The sequence below is a fragment of the Nocardia sp. NPDC046473 genome (assembly GCF_040645995.1).
GTDB lineage: Bacteria > Actinomycetota > Actinomycetes > Mycobacteriales > Mycobacteriaceae > Nocardia.
The window spans coordinates 275,921-294,421 of sequence record NZ_JBEYZJ010000013.1 but is presented as its reverse complement, the minus strand read 5'-3'; the positions used below and the strand labels follow the sequence as shown (position 1 = coordinate 294,421).

The 18,501-nt window shown below is 67.5% G+C and carries 18 protein-coding genes; 3 read left to right on the top strand and 15 right to left on the bottom strand.

The window, feature by feature from the left end; translation table 11 throughout:
- Positions 1-157: 157 nt before the first annotated feature.
- The gene (ilvA, locus tag ABZ942_RS40135; protein ID WP_357391523.1) at positions 158-1,387 is read left to right on the top strand and encodes a threonine ammonia-lyase; all 1,230 of its coding nucleotides are present in this window, start codon (positions 158-160) and stop codon (positions 1,385-1,387) included.
- Positions 1,388-1,503: 116 nt separating this feature from the next.
- Here the strand turns inward: ilvA and ABZ942_RS40130 are convergent, their stop codons facing one another.
- From ABZ942_RS40130 to ABZ942_RS40095, 8 genes are all read right to left on the bottom strand, one after another.
- Positions 1,504-1,650 (bottom strand): hypothetical protein, encoded by a 147-nt coding sequence (locus tag ABZ942_RS40130; RefSeq protein WP_357391480.1) that lies wholly within the window; start codon positions 1,648-1,650, stop codon positions 1,504-1,506.
- Between the two features lie 273 nt (positions 1,651-1,923).
- Positions 1,924-2,898, bottom strand: a complete 975-nt coding sequence (locus tag ABZ942_RS40125; RefSeq protein ID WP_357391479.1) for an ABC transporter substrate-binding protein — start codon at positions 2,896-2,898, stop codon at positions 1,924-1,926.
- Positions 2,899-2,940: 42 nt separating this feature from the next.
- On the bottom strand, positions 2,941-3,996 hold the full coding sequence (locus ABZ942_RS40120) for an ABC transporter permease (protein ID WP_357391478.1): 1,056 nt from the start codon (positions 3,994-3,996) through the stop codon (positions 2,941-2,943).
- Positions 3,993-4,799, bottom strand: coding sequence for an ATP-binding cassette domain-containing protein (locus ABZ942_RS40115; RefSeq protein ID WP_357391477.1), 807 nt, complete (start codon positions 4,797-4,799; stop codon positions 3,993-3,995). Before ABZ942_RS40115 ends, ABZ942_RS40120 begins: the two co-directional genes overlap by 4 nt.
- 314 nt (positions 4,800-5,113) lie before the next feature.
- Positions 5,114-5,437, bottom strand: coding sequence for a multidrug efflux SMR transporter (locus ABZ942_RS40110; RefSeq protein ID WP_357391476.1), 324 nt, complete (start codon positions 5,435-5,437; stop codon positions 5,114-5,116).
- A gap of 1,201 nt (positions 5,438-6,638) precedes the next feature.
- Positions 6,639-8,060 carry an argininosuccinate lyase gene (gene argH, locus ABZ942_RS40105; protein ID WP_357391475.1) on the bottom strand — a complete coding sequence of 474 codons (1,422 nt, stop codon included), beginning with the start codon at positions 8,058-8,060 and terminating at the stop codon, positions 6,639-6,641.
- The gene (locus ABZ942_RS40100) at positions 8,057-8,977 is read right to left on the bottom strand and encodes a class I SAM-dependent methyltransferase (protein WP_357391474.1); all 921 of its coding nucleotides are present in this window, start codon (positions 8,975-8,977) and stop codon (positions 8,057-8,059) included. The genes argH and ABZ942_RS40100 overlap by 4 nt, the downstream gene beginning before the upstream one ends.
- Positions 8,978-9,130: 153 nt before the next feature.
- On the bottom strand, positions 9,131-10,333 hold the full coding sequence (locus ABZ942_RS40095) for an argininosuccinate synthase (protein ID WP_357391473.1): 1,203 nt from the start codon (positions 10,331-10,333) through the stop codon (positions 9,131-9,133).
- 257 nt (positions 10,334-10,590) lie between these two features.
- Here ABZ942_RS40095 and ABZ942_RS40090 point away from each other — a divergent pair, with 257 nt between their 5' ends.
- Positions 10,591-10,746, top strand: a complete 156-nt coding sequence (locus tag ABZ942_RS40090) for a hypothetical protein (RefSeq protein WP_357391472.1) — start codon at positions 10,591-10,593, stop codon at positions 10,744-10,746.
- Positions 10,747-10,753: 7 nt separating this feature from the next.
- Here the strand turns inward: ABZ942_RS40090 and ABZ942_RS40085 are convergent, their stop codons facing one another.
- From ABZ942_RS40085 to argC, 6 genes are all read right to left on the bottom strand, one after another.
- On the bottom strand, positions 10,754-11,269 hold the full coding sequence (locus tag ABZ942_RS40085; RefSeq protein WP_357391471.1) for an arginine repressor: 516 nt from the start codon (positions 11,267-11,269) through the stop codon (positions 10,754-10,756).
- Positions 11,270-11,342: 73 nt separating this feature from the next.
- Entirely contained in the window at positions 11,343-12,299 is a 957-nt protein-coding gene (gene argF / locus ABZ942_RS40080; protein ID WP_357391470.1) for an ornithine carbamoyltransferase, read from the bottom strand.
- Positions 12,296-13,519, bottom strand: a complete 1,224-nt coding sequence (locus ABZ942_RS40075) for an acetylornithine transaminase (protein ID WP_357391469.1) — start codon at positions 13,517-13,519, stop codon at positions 12,296-12,298. Before ABZ942_RS40075 ends, argF begins: the two co-directional genes overlap by 4 nt.
- Positions 13,516-14,448 carry an acetylglutamate kinase gene (argB, locus tag ABZ942_RS40070; protein WP_357391468.1) on the bottom strand — a complete coding sequence of 311 codons (933 nt, stop codon included), beginning with the start codon at positions 14,446-14,448 and terminating at the stop codon, positions 13,516-13,518. Before argB ends, ABZ942_RS40075 begins: the two co-directional genes overlap by 4 nt.
- Positions 14,445-15,665, bottom strand: a complete 1,221-nt coding sequence (argJ, locus tag ABZ942_RS40065; RefSeq protein WP_357391467.1) for a bifunctional glutamate N-acetyltransferase/amino-acid acetyltransferase ArgJ — start codon at positions 15,663-15,665, stop codon at positions 14,445-14,447. The genes argB and argJ overlap by 4 nt, the downstream gene beginning before the upstream one ends.
- A complete protein-coding gene (gene argC / locus ABZ942_RS40060; protein WP_357391466.1) occupies positions 15,662-16,735 on the bottom strand; it encodes an N-acetyl-gamma-glutamyl-phosphate reductase in 1,074 nt (357 codons plus the stop codon). The genes argJ and argC overlap by 4 nt, the downstream gene beginning before the upstream one ends.
- Positions 16,736-17,356: 621 nt before the next feature.
- Between argC and ABZ942_RS40055 the strand changes: the two genes are divergently transcribed.
- A complete protein-coding gene (locus ABZ942_RS40055; protein WP_357391465.1) occupies positions 17,357-17,689 on the top strand; it encodes a hypothetical protein in 333 nt (110 codons plus the stop codon).
- Positions 17,690-17,837: 148 nt separating this feature from the next.
- On the opposite strand, the gene ABZ942_RS40050 is transcribed toward ABZ942_RS40055, so the two are convergent.
- Positions 17,838-18,482, bottom strand: a complete 645-nt coding sequence (locus ABZ942_RS40050) for a hypothetical protein (RefSeq protein WP_357391464.1) — start codon at positions 18,480-18,482, stop codon at positions 17,838-17,840.
- Positions 18,483-18,501 lie beyond the last annotated feature (19 nt).

Genomic DNA, 18,501 nt, shown 5'->3' with positions numbered 1-18,501 from the left:
CGATGAAGGGCCCCTTCAGTCGAAGGACGATGCCGACCGAAGGCGGCCTTCGGTGGCTGTCACGGGATGAAGGGCGCCTTCGGTCGGGAGGTGGTCAGTCTTGGGGACGAGACACCCGCTGGGGAATCGTGGGACGTATCGGGTGCGGGGTGGCAGCATGTGCGGCATGGAGTTGGTCGGTATGGAACGGATCATGGGGGCTGCGGAGTTGCTGGCACCGGTGATTCGGAAGACGCCTATCGTGGCGTCGCGTGTGCTTTCCGAGCGGGCCGGCACCGAGGTGTGGCTGAAGTGCGAGAATCTGCAGCGGACCGGGTCGTTCAAGCCGCGCGGCGCCTATAACCGGATTGCTAATCTGCCTGCGGCGGACCGGGCTCGCGGAGTGGTTGCGGCGAGTGCCGGTAATCATGCGCAGGGGGTGGCCTGGGCGGCTACCTCGCTCGGTATCACCTCGACGGTTTTCATGCCCGTCGGCGCCTCGCTGCCCAAGCTGGCGGCCACCAAGGCGTACGGGGCCGAGGTGCGGCAGGTGGGTGAGACGATCGAGGACGCGCTGGACGCGGCCATGGAACTCGCCGACCGTACCGGGGCGACGCTGATCCATCCGTTCGACCATCCGGACATCGTGGCCGGGCAGGCGACGGTCGCGCTGGAAATCCTGGAGCAGATCCCCGACGTCGGCACGGTGCTGGTGCCGACCGGTGGCGGCGGGCTGCTCGCGGGCATCGCGGTGGCGCTGCATCAGCTGGCCCCGCAGGTGCGGGTGATCGGAGTGCAGGCGAAGGAGGCGGCCGCCTGGCCGGGTTCGCTGGCGGCGGGCAAGCCGGTGCGGGTCGGGCGGATGGCGACGATGGCCGACGGTATTGCCGTGGGGCAGCCGGGACAGGTGCCGTTCGTGCATGTGGCCGAGCATGTTTCGACGATGTTGACCGTCGACGAGGACTCGCTGTCCAAGGCGCTGCTGCTCTGTTTGGAGCGGGCCAAGCTGATCGTCGAGCCCGCGGGCGCGGCGGCGGTCGCGGCACTGATGAGTTGCGCCGCAACGGATCTCGACCTGAAGGGTCCGGTCTGCGCGATCCTGTCCGGCGGCAATATCGACCCGCTGCTGCTCACCCGCCTGATCGGCCACGGACTGAGCGCCGCAGGCCGCTATCTCGCTGTCCGCGTGACGATTTCGGATCGGCCGGGCGGTTTGAGCACGCTGCTCGGGGTGGTCGGCAAAACCGGCGCCAGCGTGGTCGACGTAGCCCATGCCCGCACCGGCGCCCGGCTCGCCCTCGACGAGGTCGAGGTCTTCCTCACTCTCGAAACGCGAGGCCCGAACCACCGCGACGACGTCCTGCACGCGCTCGCCAACGCGGAATACTCTGTCCGAGTGGAGGACTGACGGCGACCTCGCCGTGGTCGGATCTCGGGCAATTCGATCCGATCACCGCGAGGTCCGGTCGGACACCCTCCCGCACAGCCGAACTCACGCTGGGCTACCCGCAGAATTACCGGCGCTCAGCTGCCCAAGAACAACATGGGGCTCACGACGGCGGCCATCGGCAGCAGCACGGCGTCCATGATGGAGCCGCCGATCGGAAAAGCGACGGCCAGGACGGCGGCCATGAACATTGCCAGACTGTTGCCCACAAAGGATCCGATCATTCCTCTTCTCCTTCTGTTCGTTACTTCCGGTAGCTATCGAGCTGTATAAAGACTCGAAGTGCCATAAAGCAGTGAACCGGGTAGAGGCCACTTCACCTGGTCAAAGGCGAGGTGCACGAACGCCCAGCAGAGGAGCGCCGCGAATCATGATAGGTCATGTTTAGCCCGTCATGGGTGTTTCCAGTTATTTGCTGATGACCCGCGCGATAGCGGGGCCGGAACCCGTGCCGACCGGACGCGAAGACGTCCGGTCGGCCCCTCATCGGGTGACTGTCAGCACTTGCGCTTGTAGAAGTACTTCGAGTTGGCGTCCATGTCCGCCTGGGTGATCGCGATCATGTCGGTCTGGATATTGCGGGTGACCGGCTTGCCCTCGATCGCCGCGGCCGCCTGGTCGACGCCCTTGGCGCCGATGCCCGCCGGATCCTGGGCGATAAGTGCTTGCACGGTACCGGCTTTCAGGTCCTCGACCTGCTTCGGACTCGCGTCGAAGCCGACCAGCTTGACCTGACCGAGTTTGTTCGCGTTGCGCAGGCCGGTGGCCGCGCCCTCGGCCGAGCTCAGGTTGGTCGCGAAGATACCGGCCAGATCCGGGTGCGCGGCCAGCGTCGCGGTGACGATCGAGGCCGCCTGTGCCGCTTCGTTGTTGTTGTACTGCACGCCGAGCGAGGTGATGCCGGGGAAACTCTTGACCGCGTCCTCGAAGCCCTGCGCGCGAGCGTCGGTGGTGGACGTGCCCGCCTTGGTGTTGATCACCAGCACGGGCCCCTTCTCCCCCACCAGCTTCGCCAAGGTCTGCGCCGCGAGCGCGCCGCCCTTCTTGTTATCCGACGAAATCGACGACAGCGCAATGGAAGTGTCGTCGAGCGCGGTGTCCACCTCGACGATCTTGATGCCCGCGTCCTTGGCCTGCTTGATCGGATTGGCCATCGCGGTGGCGTGGGTCGGGGCGATCAGGATGCCGCCGGGCTTGTTCGCCACCACACCGGTCAGCACCGGCGTCTGGGAGCCTGCGTCGAACTTGGTCGGCGCCTGCGTGTCCAGCTTGTAGCCGAGCTTCGTGGCTTCGTCCTGTGCGCCGCACTGCATCGAGATGTAGAACGGCTCGTCGGCGACACCGGGGATCAGCACCAGCTTCTTGCTGTCCGTGCTGCCCGAATTGCTCACCTGCCCACTACAAGACACCAGCAGTGCGCTGATCGACGCCATCGCGCCGATCACCACCGCTGTCCGCTTGGCCACCCTCATTTGGCTACCTCCGCCGTATATTGTTGTTCCACTATCGAATTCCTATTTCCGATCGCGGGCCCGGCGGCGGAGCTGGTCGAACCAGACCGCCGCGACGAGTACCACGCTCACCGCGATCGGCTGCCAGAACACCGGCACCTGCGCGATGACGAACCCCTTCTTCAGCACCGACGGGATGAACACGCCGATCACGGTGCCGACGATCGAGCCGACGCCGCCGAAAAGGCTGGTGCCGCCGATCACTACGCCCGCGATGGCATCCAGGTTGTCGGTGGTGTGCCCGCCGATGGTGGTGGTGCCGAAGTAGGCCAGGTTCATGAAGCCCGCCAGGCCGGCCAGCACGCCGGTGAGCAGGTACACCGTCACCAGATGCCGGGTGACCGCGATGCCGGAGCGCCGGGCGGCCTCCTCGTTGGAGCCGATGGCGTAGGTGTAGCGGCCGAAGCGGGTGGTGTGCAGCACCCAGGCGGCGAGCACCGTCACCACGGTGGCGACCAGCACCAGGTTCGGGATCCCGCCCAGCGTGGTGCCGAAACCGAGTGTGTCACGCAGGTTTTCGGGGACGGTCCGGGTGTCCACGCCGCCGGTGATCAGCTGGGCCGCGCCGAGTGCGGCGCCGAACGAGCCGAGCGTGACGATCAGCGGCGGAATCTTGGCCTTGGCCACCAGCAATCCGTTGATCAGGCCCCAAAGGCCGCCGCCCGCAATGGAAAGCAGGAAGCCGACGGCGATGATGCCCCAGCCCGCGCCGGTGGCGTCCTGGTCGGGGCTCAGCCACTCCATCGATTTGGCGCCGATCACGCCGGAGAAGATCAGCACCATGCCGACCGACAGGTCGATGCCGGAGGTGATGATCACGAACGTCATCCCCACCGAAAGGACAAGCAGCACCGAGGTTTCGATGAGCAACGTCTGAAAGGTGAACCGGGTCGGGAACGCGTCGGGCCGCAGCACGCTGAACACGATGCACAACGCGACCAGCACGACGCCGATCCACACCGTGCTCGCGCCCATCAGTCGTTGCAGGACAGTGCGTTCGGGCAGCTCGGTGCCGCCGTTGCCGTTTCCGTCGACGTTGACGGACTTGACCTCACTCACGCGGCCCCCTCCTGTGACAGCGCGCCGGTCATGGCGCCCACCAATTGCTCGAGCGTGGCCTCGGCCGCGGTGAACCGCGCCACCCGCCGCCCGAGCCGAAGCACTTCGATGCGGTCGGCGACCGCCAAGACCTCCGGCATGTTGTGGCTGATCAGCACCACCGCGATGCCCTCGCCGGCCACCCGGCGGATCACGTCGAGCACCCGCTCGCGCTGCACCACGCCGAGCGCGGCGGTCGGCTCGTCCATGAACACCACCTTGCTGGCCCACATCACCGCCCTGGCCACCGCCACGCTCTGCCGCTGCCCGCCGGACAGCGAGCCGATCGGCACGTCCGCGCTCTGCAGCGTGACGCCGAGGCGCCGGAAGTGTTCGACCGCTTGGGCTCTCATGGCGGTGCGGTCCAGCATGCCGAGCCGGCCCGCCAGCCCCTTGCGCACCAGTTCGCGGCCGAGGAACAGGTTCGCGGCCGGGTCCAGATCGGGCGCCACCGCGAGGTCCTGATACACGGTCTCCACGCCGAGTTTGCGGGCGGCCGTCGGCGTATTCAGCACCACCGGCTTGCCGTCCAGCAAAATCCGCCCGGAATCCGGCTGCTCGGCACCGGAAAGGCATTTCACCAGAGTCGATTTACCCGCGCCGTTGTCGCCGATCAAGGCGACGACTTCACCGGCGCTCACCTCAAAGTTCGCGCCACGCAACGCCTCGACCCCGCCATAGCGCTTCACCAGCCCCTCGGCCCGCAGCGTGACGACGGAATCACCCCCGGTATCGGCAAGCTTCGCCGCATCGTCCGAGGTCATCGGCCACATCCGTGCGCGCACAGCTGAGCAAACGTCCAGTCCATCGCCCGATGCTACGTTCGCCCCATCACCTCGTGGGACGTATTCGGCAAAATGCGGAAGACGCAACGGAATCCGGTTTCCGAGCCGAGAAAACAATGCACGGAATGCCCACATCGACACCGTATCGGGTAGTGGATCGCCAATGCCGCAGTTTCAGCGCTGAAACTCGCCGAGTTTCGCGGGAACCATTGGGCTGCGTGCCACGTCGAAGCTAATGCAAGTGTCCCAGGCGCCCAGTAGTAAGGAGCGCCGAATGGACCGATCCCGCTAGCTCAGTGCGCGCCGCCCAGCTCCAATGCGAGGACGCCGAGGATGACCAGGCCGATGCCGCCGACTTGAACCAACGTGAGCCGCTCGTCCAGGAAGAGCACGCCGATGAGGGCGATAGCAGCTACGCCCACGGCGGACCAGATGCCGTAGGCGACGCCGATCTGCATGCCGCGCTTCAGGGCTTGGGAGAGGAAGTAGAAGGCGCTGCCGTAGCCGATGACCACGATCACCGACGGGATGACCTTGCTGAATCCGTCGGAAAGCTTCAGAAAGACAGTAGCGGTCACCTCGGACGCAATGGCAATGGCCAGCAACAACAGGGTCATAGCGGCAGCGTATCGAGTCCCGCAGCACGCTTCATCAGCCACATACGCTACCGCAGCCGGAGATCCGTACTCTGTCTGCAAACCCCCCCGCCGCTAACAGCGAACATCCAACGCCGGCCCCCCAGCGCGGCCATCGGCAACAGCCGCACTCTCTCTCGGGATCCGCACTCGCTCCAGGGCCCTAGAGCGAGTGCGGATCCCGAGAGAGAGTGCAGATCCGCAATACCCACGGCCAGCAAGCCCCTCCCGCGCACGAGTTATGCGGCCGCGCACGAAATCGCTAGCAATACCGTGCGCAGCACCACAATTCATGCGCAGCGACCAGCGCAGGATCTTTCGACGGGACGATGACCGACTACTCGGCTCTCGTCTAAAGCGCTTGGGACGCAACCGCAGCCAGACCACGCCGGAACCATCACCACCCACCCCCATCCTCCAAAGCGCTCGGGACGCAGCCACAACCAGACGACCACCCTGGAACCGCCACCCCGCGCCACCCCATCCCCAAAACGCTTGGAACGCAACCACAACCAGACGACCACCCTGGAACCTGACATCGCGCACCTGACCGTTAACTAAAGCCGGGTACGGCACACGACGCGCCCAGCACTACTCACGGGAAACCGTGGATAGGGTCTTCAGCTTCTATGGACTGTCCACGTGCGGAGTTCCTTAGAAGCTCTTGCCCGATAGGTACACCTTCCCGGGGGTCTCTGGGTGTACTGGTTCGGGTTGGTGTGCGCAGAGATCTCCGGTGGTGTGCTGTCTCCGAGGTTTTCGACTGGTTCATCCGATGACCGGAGTAGTGCTGGGCGCGTGAGGTGGGGTCCCCGACCTTAGTTAACGGTCAGGTGCGCGATGTCGCGTTCCCGAGGTGGTCACCTGGCTGTGGTGCTGTTCTCGAGCGCTTTCGAAGGAATGAGCATGTCGTGTGGACATTTTCAGGGCCGCTAGGGGCTCCGATGTGCACTCTTTGTTCTGGCCGAGCCCCCTTTCCCCAACCCTCACACCCGCTGTCGCGGGTGTGAGGGTCAGAGAAACGGTGTTCGGCTGACCGAGGGGGTGTGGGGGTACACGGTCGACGGGCCCGGGTGGTGCTGTTGGCGAGATCTGCACTCTCTCTCGGGATCTGCACTCGGAATAGGGCCCTAGAGCGAGTGCAGGTCCCGAGAGAGGGTGCAGATGTAGCTGCTTGCCGGGGTCAGCTCAGCCAGGTGCGGAGTTGGGTTGTGGTGGTGGCGATTTCGTTCAGTTGGAGGGTTACCTGGGGGGCTGCGGTGCCGCCTCGGGCGTTGCGGGAGGCGATGGAGCCTTGGACGGTGAGGACCTCGCGGACCTGTGGGGTGAGGGCGGGGTCGATGGTGGCGAATTCTTCGTCGGTGAGGTCGGCCAGGCCGACGCCGCGGGATTCGGCGGCGCGGACGCAGGCGCCGGCGGCCTCGTGGGCGACGCGGAACGGAACACCCTGGCGGACCAACCATTCGGCGATGTCGGTGGCGAGGGTGAAGCCAGCGGGGGCTAGTTCGGCCATCCGGTCGGTGTGGAAAGTGAGGGTGGCGACGAGGCCCGCGATGGCGGGGAGCAGCAGTTCCAGTTGGGCGACCGAGTCGAACAGGGGTTCCTTGTCCTCCTGCAAGTCTCGGTTGTAGGCCAGCGGCTGCGCCTTCAGGGTGGCCAGCAGGCCGGTGAGGTTGCCGATGAGCCTGCCCGCCTTACCGCGGGTGAGCTCGGAGACGTCCGGGTTCTTCTTCTGCGGCATGATCGACGAGCCGGTGGACCAGGCGTCGGCGAGGGTGATGTAGCCGAATTCCGGTGTGCTCCAGAGGATCACCTCTTCGGCCATCCGGCTGAGGTCGACGCCGATCATGGCGAGCACGAACGCTGCCTCGGCGGCGAAGTCGCGCGAGGAGGTGGCGTCGATCGAATTGGCGGCGGAGCCGTCGAAGTCCAGTTCGGCGGCGATCGCCTCGGGATCGAGCCCGAGCGAGGAACCGGCCAGCGCGCCGGAACCGTACGGCGACACCGCCGCTCGCTTGTCGAAATCGCGCAGCCGATCGATATCGCGCAGCAGCGGATGCGCGTGCGCGAGCAGGTGATGGGCGAGCAGCACCGGCTGCGCGGCCTGCAGGTGCGTCTTGCCAGGCATCACCGCGTCGGGATGCGCGGCCGCCTGGGTCACCAGCGCGTCGACCACATCGAGCACGCCGACCGCGACCCGGCGCACGCCGTCGCGCAGCCACATCCGAAACAGCGTGGCCACCTGGTCGTTCCGCGACCGGCCGGCCCGCAGCCGCCCGCCGAGCTCGGTGCCGACCCGGTCGATCAGTCCGCGCTCCAGCGCGCCGTGCACGTCCTCGTCGGAGTCGGCGGGGGCGAACGCGCCCGAATCCACGTCCGCGGCAAGCTGATCCAGCCCGGCGAGCATCCCGGCGAGGTCGCTCTCGGAGAGCAGTCCGGCCTTGTGCAGCACGCGTGCGTGCGCCTTGGACGCGCGAATGTCGTACGGCGCCAAGACCCAGTCGAACTGGGTGGACTTGCTCAGCGCCGCCATCGCCTCGGCCGGGCCGGACGCGAAGCGCCCGCCCCACAGCGCACCGGTGTTCGTGCTGCCGCTCTGCGTCATGGTGTGCTGTCTCCTCCGGGTCGGATTGCGGTCATCAGTAAGTGGGAATGCATTTGCTCGGCGACGTCGGCGGGCACCGCGCGGCCGCGGTCGGCCAGCACGGTGACCGCGTCGGCCCGTTCGGCCGTCCAGCCTTGTTCGGCGAACCAGGCGACCGGATCGCTGCGCCCTTCGGTCGAGTACCACAGCGAGTCGACGTCGAGATCGATGTCGAGCGCGGCGAGCATGCGGTCTCGATTGTCTTGCTGCTGTTGCCGATCCGGTATCAGGTCGCCCTGCGTCGTCATATTGATCGCCACTCGGCTGCCCGGTGCGCTCAGCGCCGCGATGTCGGCCAACAGGCGATCCTGCGCGTCCGCGGGCAGATAGCGCAGCAACCCCTCGACCAGCCAGGCAGTCCGCGCGGCCGGGTCGAAACCCTTGTCGCGCAACGCCGCAGGCCAATCGTTGCGCAGGTCCACCGGGACCTCGCGACGATCGGCCGCAGGCTTGCTTTCGGCGAGCGCGGACGCCTTGAACTGCAACACCTTCGGCTGATCCAGCTCGAAAATCGTGGTGCCCGAAGGCCAGTCGAGCCGATAAGCCCTGGCATCGAGTCCGGCGGCGACGATGACGATCTGCCGGATGCCCGCGGCGGCCGCCGCTTCGAGATAGTCGTCGAAGTAGCAGGTGCGGGCCACCAGGAGATCACCTAGCGCACCGTAGGAACGCACCACGGACTGGTCGATCTCGCCGATAGTGCGCTGGCTCAGCTGCGTCCACGAAGGCGAACCGACCGCGCGCACCAGCAGTTCGGCGTATGGGTCGCGGAACAACGCGTCGGCCCGCCTGCTCTCGCCCGCGCGCAGCGCCGCGACACCGAGTGCCGTCGCGCCCACGCTGCTCACGATGTCCCAGCTGTCGTCATCGGTCCGCATCGTCGCTCCCTTCGAGTCGAGCCGATTCCTCGGCCGCCCCCGAGACTACGACCGCTTCCTGAGTGCCACGCTCACCCACGCTCATCGACCGAGACCGCTGCTCGAGCAACCGACTCGCCCACGCTCGACGACCGAGCGCGGGCGAGGTCGCGACTACTTCTGGTTCAGGTCCCGGCGCGCGGCGACCTTGGAGGACAGCCCGTGGATCTGCACGAAGCCCTTGGCCAGCGACTGGTCGAAGGTGTCGCCCTCGTCGTAGGTGGCCAGGTTGAAGTCGTAGAGCGACTGCTCCGAGCGGCGTCCGTTGACGACCGCGTTGCCGCCGTGCAGCACCATCCGGATGTCGCCGGAGACGTGCTCCTGGGTCTCGCCGACGAACGCGTCCAGCGCGCGCTTGAGCGGGGAGAACCAGAGGCCGTCGTAAACCAGCTCGCCCCAGCGCTGCTCGACCTGCCGCTTGTACCGGCCGAGCTCACGCTCGACGGTGACGGCCTCGAGTTCCTGGTGCGCGGTGATCAGCGCGATGGCGCCGGGCGCCTCGTAGATCTCCCGGCTCTTGATGCCGACGAGCCGGTCCTCGACCATGTCGAGCCGGCCGACGCCCTGACGGCCGGCCCGGTGGTTCAGCTCGACGATGGCCTCGAGCACGCTGACCGGGCGGCCGTCGATGGCGACCGGGACGCCCTTCTCGAAGGTGATGATGAGCTCGTCGGGTGCCTCGAAGTTGACCGTCGCGTCGGCGGTGTAGTCGTAGACGTCCTTGGTCGGCGCGTTCCAGAGGTCCTCCAGGAAGCCGGTTTCCACCGCGCGCCCCCAGACGTTCTGGTCGATGGAGAACGGGGACTTCTTGGTGACGTTGATCGGCAGCGAGTTCTCCTCGGCGAAGGCGATGGCCTTCTCCCTGGTCCACGCGTAGTCGCGGACCGGGGCGATCACGTTCAGGTCTGGCGCGAGCGCGCCGATGCCGACCTCGAAGCGCACCTGGTCGTTGCCCTTGCCGGTGCAGCCGTGCGCGACGGTGCTGGCGCCGTGGAACTTGGCCGCCTCGACGAGGTGCTTGACGATGAGCGGGCGGCTGATCGCCGACACCAGCGGGTAGCGGCCCATGTACATGGCGTTGGCCTGGATGGTCGGCAGGCAGTAGTCGTTGGCGAACTCGTCGCGCGCGTCCACCACGATGGCCTCGACCGCGCCGCAGTCCAGTGCTCGCTGGCGCACCACGTTCATGTCCTCGCCGCCCTGGCCGAGGTCGATGGCCACGGCCACCACCTCGGAGCCGGTCTCCTTGGCAATCCAGCTGATCGCCACGGAGGTGTCCAGCCCACCTGAGTAGGCGAGTACGACGCGTTCGGACATGGTCTGTGTGCTCCTCGGTTTCGATGCTTGTCTACGAAAGTACGGACCGGCTTCCCGCGGCAGCGGCCCGCACGTCCTGCAAATGATTATGCACGATGATGCAAGCCCATTCACAGCGGGGGTCGGGTGTGCTCCCCCGTCGCCTCGGGTCGTTCGCGAAAGTCACTGCCCATCAAGCGATTTACCCCCTTGGCGCGCCCTGTCCGGTGTGCGACCCTGAGAAGCGGAATCTTCGGGCGGATAGAAGGACGGACGCAATGCTGCACCTCATCGCGCAAGACTTCAGCACCCTGGGCAACGACGTCCTCAACGTCGGACGGGCCGTGGTGGACCTCATCCAGGACGTGATCAACGCGGGCACGCCGAAGAACGCGCCGGGTGGCGGCGGCACCGGTCAGTACCCGTTCTCCTGACCTGCGGTCAGGCGATCTCCTCGATCTTCGCGGCGAGTTCGGCGCCGGTCAGTGGTTCACGGGCGATGACGGCGATGGTGTCGTCGCCCGCGATGGTGCCGACGATGTACGGCAGCGCGGCCCGGTCCAAGGCGCTGGCCAAGTAGTGCGCGGCACCCGGTGGCGTGCGCAGCACCGCGATGTTGCCGCTGTGGTCGGTGGAGACCAGCAGATCGCCGAGCAGCTTCGCGAGCCGATCGGTGCCGCCGATGACGCCACGGATGGGATTGCCGTCCTCGGGCACCACATAGACGCCCGCGCCACCGTCGGCGGCGCGCAGCTTCACCGCGCCGAGTTCGTCGAGATCACGCGAGAGAGTGGCCTGGGTGGTCTCGATGCCCTCGGCGGACAGCAGCGCGGCCAGCTCGGTCTGGCTGCGGACCGCGTGGGCGGTGAGCAGTTCAACGATGCGGGACTGTCGACCGGCCCGAGTGCGCGCGATCTCCGGGCCCGCCTTACCCGGTTCCGGATGCGTGACACTCACGACTCCACCTCGCCGGCGCTCGGCTCCGTCGTTCCTGCGGACGCTGCGCCTATGGTTCGCTCGCTACGCTCACTCACCCCACACCGTCACTTCGCTTGGCCAGCAACCACACCAGCAGCGCCTTCTGTGCATGCAACCGATTCTCCGCCTCGTCCCACACCACGCTGTGCGGACCGTCGAGCACCTCGTCGGTGACCTCCTCACCGCGATGCGCCGGTAGGCAGTGCAGCACAACGGCATCCGGCTGCGCCTGCGCGAGCAGCTGACTGTTCACCTGGAACGGGCGGAACGGACCGACGCGATCGAGACCGTCGTTTTCCTGCCCCATCGACGTCCAGGTATCGGTCACCAGCGCGTCGGCGCCGTCGGCCGCGGCGACCGGGTCACCGGTCAGCGTGATGGTGGCGCCGGTCTCGGCGGCCCGCTTGCGCGCGGCCTCCAGGATCCACGGCACCGGCTCGAAACCCGCAGGCGCGGCGATGGTTACGTTCAACCCGGCGGTGACACCACCCAGCAGCAGCGAGTGCGCCATGTTGTTGGCGCCGTCGCCGAAATAGGCGAGGTTGCGGCCCGCCAGGGTGCCCTTGCGCTCGGCGAGCGTCTGCAGATCGGCGAGCACCTGGCACGGGTGGAACTCGTTGGACAGCGCGTTCACCACGGGAACCGTTGCGGTCGCGGCCATTTCGTCGAGCCGAGACTGCTCGAAGGTGCGCCAGACGATCGCGTCGACGTAGCGCGAAAGCACCGTTCCGGTGTCGCCGAGGGTTTCCTCGCGACCGAGCTGGGTGTCGCGCCCGTCCACCACCACCGCGTGCCCGCCGAGCTGGGCGATGCCCATCTCGAAGGAGAACCGGGTGCGGGTGGAGTTCTTCTCGAAGATCACCCCGACGCCGCGCGGGCCCTCCAGCGGCCGCTGGGAGAACGGCGCGTGCTTGAGTTCGGCCGCGAGGGTGAGGATTTCGGCCTGCTCGGCCGGGCTCACGTCGTCGTCGCGGAGGAAGTGCCGTACCGCGTGCTGTGCTGAAGTCATTGCGCCGCAGCCTCCTTCGCATCTTGGGTCGCCGCGTCCAGAATTTCCGGCAGATCGGCGACGAAGTTGTCGGCCTGGGTTTCGGTGAGGATCAGCGGCGGCGCGAGCCGAATCACGTTGGGCTTGGCCGGATTCACCAGATATCCGGCCGCCCGTGCGCGCGCCTCGACATGGGCGGAGGTCTCGTCGGTGAGCACGATGCCGAGCAACAGACCTGCCCCGCGCACGTGATCGATCAGCGGATGCTCCAGCAGTTCGATGCCGTCGGCGAGCCGCTTGCCGACCGACTCGACATGCGCGAGGAGGTCTTGCTCGTCGATGGTGCGCAGCACCGCGAGCGCGGCCGCCGCGCAGACCGGGTTGCCGCCGAAGGTGGTGCCGTGCAGGCCGGGGGTGAGCAGTTCGGCGGCCCGGCCGGTGGCCAGCACCGCGCCGATCGGCAGCCCGCCGCCGAGACCCTTGGCGAGGGTGATCACGTCGGGCACGATGCCAACGGCCTGGTGCGCGTAGAACTTTCCGGTCCGGCCGATGCCGGTCTGCACCTCGTCGAGGATCAGCAGCGCGCCGTGCCTGCTGGTGATCTCGCGGGCCTTGACCAGGTAGTCGATCGGCGGCACGACGACACCGCTCTCGCCCATCATCGGCTCCAGGAACACCGCGGCGGTGTCCGCGTCGACGACGGCTTCCAGGGCCGCGGCGTCACCATAAGGAACGTGCACGACGCCGGCGGGCATCGGCTCGAACGGCGTCCGCTTGGCCGCCTGTCCGGTGAGCGCGAGCGCGCCCATGGTCCGGCCGTGGAACGCCTCCTCGCAGGCGACGATCTTGCGCCGGCCGGTCAGCCGCGCGATCTTGAACGCGGCCTCGTTGGCCTCGGTGCCCGAGTTGCAGAAGAAGGCCCGCCCGCTGTGCCCGGAATCGGTGGAGCCGTCGCCGAAGTGCGCGAGCAGCCGCTCGGCCAGTTCGACGGTCGGTTGGTTGATGTAGAGATTCGAGGTGTGCCCGAGCGTGCCGAGCTGCTCGGTGACCGCGGCCAGGATGGCCGGGTGCGCGTGACCGAGGCTGTTGACCGCGATGCCGCCGAGGAAGTCGACGTAGCGGTTGCCGTCCGCGTCGTAGACGACCGCGCCCGCGCCGCGCACCAGGGCGAGCTTGGGGGTGCCGTAGTTGTTCATCATCGCGGCGGTCCACCGCGTCTGGAGGTCTTGGTCTGAGCTCATTTTTTCGTTCCGTCCAGCGAGCCTGCCCCATTCGAGGACGGGACAGGCGTCACCATCGTTCCGATTCCTTCTCCGGTGAACAGTTCCAGCAACATGGCGTGCGGCACGCGGCCGTCGATGACGTGCGCCGTCGGCACCCCGCCCTGCACCGCGCGCAGGCAGGCTTCCATCTTCGGCACCATGCCCGCATCCAGGCGCGGCAGCAACTCCGCGAGCGCCGCCGTATCGATGCGGGTGATCAGCGACGACCGGTCCGGCCAGTCGGTGTAGAGGCCCTCGACGTCGGTCAGCACCACCAGTTTCTCGGCGCCGATGCCCTCGGCGAGCGCGGCGGCGGCGGTGTCGGCGTTGATGTTGTGCACCACGCCGTCCACGTCCGGGGCGATGGTGGAGACCACCGGAATGCGGCCCGCGCCGATGAGGTCGAGCACCGCGTCCGGGTTGACCGAGGTGACGTCGCCGACCAGGCCGATATCGGTCGGCTTGCCGTCGACCTCGACGGTGCGCCGGGTCGCGGTGAACAGGCCGGCGTCCTCGCCGGAGATGCCGACCGCGTACGGTCCGTGCGCGTTGATCAGCCCGACCAGCTCGCGCCCGACCTGGCCGAACAGCACCATCCGCACGACATCCATCACCTCCGGCGTGGTTACCCGGAAACCGCCGCGGAATTCGCCTTCCAGGCCAAGCTTTTTCAGCATCGCGCTGATCTGCGGGCCGCCGCCGTGCACCACCACCGGGTGCACGCCGACGGTGCGCAGGAAGGCCATGTCGGCGGCGAACGCCCGCTCGAGGTCCGGGTCGATCATGGCGTTGCCGCCGAACTTGACCACGACGATCTTGTCCCGGAACTTCTGCAGCCAGGGCAGTGCGTCGGCGAGGATGTGCGCCTTGTCCAGTGCCGAAAGGTCTTCGTGCAGTTGCCCGGTCATGAGCTGTAGGCCGAATTCTCTTCGACGTAACCGTGCGAGAGGTCGGTAGTGCGGATGGTGGCCTGCGCGGCACCGACATTCAGGTCGATGCGGACCTCGATGTCCATCCCGGACAGGTCGACGTCGCGGGCGCCGGGCGCGCCGACACCGTCGATACAGACCGGATTTCCGTTGAACGACACCGAGATCCGGTTCGGGTCCAGGGTGATCGGCGCCATGCCGACCGCGGCGAGCACCCGGCCCCAGTTCGGGTCGGAACCGAAAAGCGCGGTCTTGACCAGACTGTCGCGGGCCACGGTGCGCGCGGCGGTGACCGCCTCTTCCTCGCTGACCGCGCCCGCGACGGTGACCAGCACCCGTTTGGTGACGCCCTCGGCGTCGCCCATCAGCTGGGCGGCCAGGTCGTCGCAGACCGCGAGGACGGCGGCGTCGAGGTCGGCCTGGCTCGGGGTGACCGCGCTGGCGCCGTTGGCCAGCAGCAGCACGGTGTCGTTGGTGGAGCAGGAGCCGTCGACGTCGAGTCGGTCGAAGGTGCGGCTGGTCGCGTTGCGCAGCGCCTGGTCCAGCTGGTCGGCGGTGACGGCGGCGTCGGTGGTGAGCACCACGAGCATGGTGGCGAGCGAGGGGGCGAGCATGCCCGCGCCCTTGGCCATGCCGCCGACGTTCCACTTGTCGCGGTGGTGGAAGGCGGCTTCCTTCGGCACCGTGTCGGTGGTCATGATGGCGTGCGCCGCGTCGAGGCCGCCGGACAGACCGCCGCCCATCTCGTGCACGATCTCGGTGATCGCGGGCACCAGCTTGTCCATCGGCAGCCGGTCGCCGATCAGACCGGTCGAGCAGACGGCGATCTCGCCCGCGCCGGTCTCGGAGCCCCAATTGCTCAGTGCGGCAGCGAGTTCCTCGGCGGTCTTGTGCGTGTCTTGGAAGCCGCCCGGTCCGGTGCACGCGTTGGCGCCGCCGGAGTTGAGGATCACCGCGCGCAGGCGGCCGCCGGTCAGCACCTGCTGTGACCACAGCACGGGGGCGGCCTTCACCTTGTTGCGGGTGAAGACGCCCGCGGCCGCGTATTCCGGGCCTTCGTTGAAAACCAGGGCCAGGTCCGGCTTTCCGCTCGCCTTGATGCCTGCTGCGATGCCTGCCGCACGGAAGCCGAGCGGGCCGGTCACGCCCTGGTTCCGCACCAGCTTGCCGGTTTCGATCGATGCGGATGTCGTCACGGTGCCACTCCTACGGTGGAAAGTCCTGCGGTCTCGTCGAATCCGACCGCCAGGTTCATGGATTGCACCGCGGCGCCCGCGGTGCCCTTGGTCAAGTTGTCGATCGCGCCGATCACCACGAGCAGGCCCGCGTCGGCATCCACCGCCACCTGCAGCGTGACGGCGTTGGAACCGAGCACCGCACCGGTCTGCGGCAGTACGCCTTCCGGCAGCAGGTGCACGAAAGGTTCGTTGGCATAGGCTTTTTCGTAGACCGCACGGGCCTGGGCGGCGTCCACCGCGGTCGGCGCGGTGCAGGTCGCCAGGATGCCGCGCGGCATCGGCGCGAGTACCGGGGTGAACGACACGGCGACGTCGATACCGCCTGCCGCGGACAGGTTCTGGGTGATCTCCGGGGTGTGCCGGTGCGCGCCCGCGATGCCGTAGGCCCGCGCCGAACCCATCACCTCGGAGCCGAGCAGGCCGACATCGAGCTTGCGGCCCGCGCCCGAGGTGCCGCTCACCGCAACGACATTCACCCGCGGCTCGATAATCCCCGCCGCGACGGCCGGTGCGAGCGCGAGGCTCGCCACGGTCGGATAGCAGCCGGGCACCGCGATCCGGCTGGCGCCGCGCAGCTTCTCGCGGCCGCCGGGCAGTTCGGGCAGGCCATACGGCCAGCTGCCCGCGTGCTTGCTTCCGTAGTACTTCTCCCACGCCCGCGCGTCGGTCAGCCGGAAGTCGGCACCGCAATCGATGATCACCGTCGAGGCGGGCAGCTGCTCCGCGATGGCCGCGGACTGCCCGTGCGGCAGTCCAAGGAACACCACATCGTGCCCCGCCAGCTCCTCGACACTCGTCGGTGCGAGCACACGCTCGGCCAGCGGCAGCAGATGCGGCTGCAACTCCCCGAGCGGGCTCCCGGCATTCGCCCCCGCCGTCAGCGCCCCGATCTCCAGGCGCCCGGCTCGATACGCCGGATGCCCCAGCAGCAGCCGCAACACTTCCCCGCCCGCGTAACCACTCGCCCCTGCCACCGCGACCCGCAACGCGGGCGCGCCTGGCTCCGGCGCGTGCACCGAATCAACCATGTGATGATTATGCACGACTATGCAATCTCATTCACCGGGTGGGGTCTCGATGGCCGCCTGAGCCCGAGGCACGGCATCGCCACACCGCACTCACAGGCCCCTGCCGCCACCTCTGTCACGTTTCGAGATCAGCCAAGCCGACATGTCCACAGTTGCCCACCGACCTCCTCAGCGGCCTTCGCCACACGGCCCCACCGAAGAGGCACACCCACCGGCGACTGGGGAACTCCCGAAGGCACAAGTTGTTAGCATGATCGACGGGAGAAATCCCATTGAGCCAGTGGGCATTTCGAGCCCCATGCGGGCAAGACCCACAGCGTAGGAACGACCCCGCCACTCGGCGTGGAGAGCTATTTCAAGATCGGCTCCGTTGCCGCGCGTCAACTTCCGACTCGACGCCCACGAGGCTTCCGCGCGCCCATCTGACGGCGCGTAATTTCATCGTATTCCACTGTGGCACAACAGATTTCATCGATTTCCCCAGTGTGAATCTTGCTACGCTCAGTGCCGTCGATGTCGACTGGCCAGGCCAAGACAAAACTCCCGGCGCGACCCACAAGGTGCCCGGGAGCGACCACGTTTCACGAGATACGTGGGTGCAGGCTCTACGAAAGGCAGATCATGAAACACATCGGAGGCGCTCTCGCCGCGGCCGGCGCGGTTCTCGCATTGGCTCTCGGCGGAGCTACGACCGCCCATGCCGATCCCGATCCGGGCACCCTGGAGGCGAAGGGCACTTTCATCTACACCCATCACGGCGACCACCGGCGGCTCGAAGACCCCAAGAACAACCGTTGCTACCGCATCGAAGGCAAGGGCTTCGCCGAGAACAAGACCAATCGCGTCGCCGAACTCTTCCGCGGCGACGACTGCAACGGCAAGGTCGTGAACGCGATGGCCCCCGGCGAGCGTGAGCGCGACGTCGAGTTCCGCTCGGTGCGATTCATCAAGTAACCCCGCACAGGACCCGTGCACCCTCGCCACCCCGCGCAAGTGGCGGGGTGCACGGCTCGGCATCAGCAAACTCGGACACGGCTCAACCCCGGGGTTGCTCCCGCTGGTAGCGGGCCCCGGGGCCGTTGCCGCTCGTGCCGCTGGCGGGTCAGACCGCGACGTCGTGCCGAACAATGATGTTGCCGAATGAGTTTCGGGCGTACACCTGCACGGTGTCGACAGGGTCCGCCGACCCGGCGACCGGTGCCATCAGGTTCTGCACGGTGCCGGACAGGGCGTTGGTTTCCAGGCGAACCGCACTGCCCGGGCGGATACCGACCTCCAGCTCGCCCATGGAAGTCTCCAGCCGGAGCACCCCGCGCGACGCGTCGCCGACGCGGATATCGCCCTTGGCGACCTTCGCGGTCACCGCACCGCGCGGACTCTCGACCGCGATGTCACCGGCGGCGATCTCCAGGACGGACTCACCGAATTCACCGGCGGCCAGCAATTGGCCAACGCCCGCAGTCGCTTTCAGCCGGGAACCGGTGGGGACCTCGACGATCACCTCGATCGACGGATTGCCACCCAGCGGCGAGTAGGTCCGCCACCCGCTCGGCGTCCGCACGGTCAGGGTGCCGCCGGCGAAATCGACCTTGGTCTGCGCGGCGACGCGCACATCGGCCTTCTTCGCCGAATCGGTCGGCCGCACCTCGACGAAGGTGTCGGTACGGTCCGAGGCGATCACCTGGACGTTGCCTGCAGGCACCTCGACGGTGACGGTGATCGGTTCCGGGGTCTGGAAAGTAGACATGGTTGTTCTCCTCAAGTGA

Excerpts from the sequence above, each read along its gene's own strand:
- ilvA (WP_357391523.1), top strand. The coding sequence starts at position 158 with ATGTGCGGCATGGAGTTGGTCGGTATGGAACGGATCATGGGGGCTGCG.
- ABZ942_RS40130 (WP_357391480.1), bottom strand. The coding sequence starts at position 1,650 with ATGATCGGATCCTTTGTGGGCAACAGTCTGGCAATGTTCATGGCCGCC.
- ABZ942_RS40125 (WP_357391479.1), bottom strand. The coding sequence starts at position 2,898 with ATGAGGGTGGCCAAGCGGACAGCGGTGGTGATCGGCGCGATGGCGTCG.
- ABZ942_RS40115 (WP_357391477.1), bottom strand. The coding sequence starts at position 4,799 with ATGACCTCGGACGATGCGGCGAAGCTTGCCGATACCGGGGGTGATTCC.
- ABZ942_RS40110 (WP_357391476.1), bottom strand. The coding sequence starts at position 5,437 with ATGACCCTGTTGTTGCTGGCCATTGCCATTGCGTCCGAGGTGACCGCT.
- argH (WP_357391475.1), bottom strand. The coding sequence starts at position 8,060 with ATGACGCAGAGCGGCAGCACGAACACCGGTGCGCTGTGGGGCGGGCGC.
- ABZ942_RS40100 (WP_357391474.1), bottom strand. The coding sequence starts at position 8,977 with ATGCGGACCGATGACGACAGCTGGGACATCGTGAGCAGCGTGGGCGCG.
- ABZ942_RS40095 (WP_357391473.1), bottom strand. The coding sequence starts at position 10,333 with ATGTCCGAACGCGTCGTACTCGCCTACTCAGGTGGGCTGGACACCTCC.
- ABZ942_RS40090 (WP_357391472.1), top strand. The coding sequence starts at position 10,591 with ATGCTGCACCTCATCGCGCAAGACTTCAGCACCCTGGGCAACGACGTC.
- argF (WP_357391470.1), bottom strand. The coding sequence starts at position 12,299 with ATGACTTCAGCACAGCACGCGGTACGGCACTTCCTCCGCGACGACGAC.
- ABZ942_RS40075 (WP_357391469.1), bottom strand. The coding sequence starts at position 13,519 with ATGAGCTCAGACCAAGACCTCCAGACGCGGTGGACCGCCGCGATGATG.
- argB (WP_357391468.1), bottom strand. The coding sequence starts at position 14,448 with ATGACCGGGCAACTGCACGAAGACCTTTCGGCACTGGACAAGGCGCAC.
- argC (WP_357391466.1), bottom strand. The coding sequence starts at position 16,735 with ATGGTTGATTCGGTGCACGCGCCGGAGCCAGGCGCGCCCGCGTTGCGG.
- ABZ942_RS40055 (WP_357391465.1), top strand. The coding sequence starts at position 17,357 with ATGAAACACATCGGAGGCGCTCTCGCCGCGGCCGGCGCGGTTCTCGCA.
- ABZ942_RS40050 (WP_357391464.1), bottom strand. The coding sequence starts at position 18,482 with ATGTCTACTTTCCAGACCCCGGAACCGATCACCGTCACCGTCGAGGTG.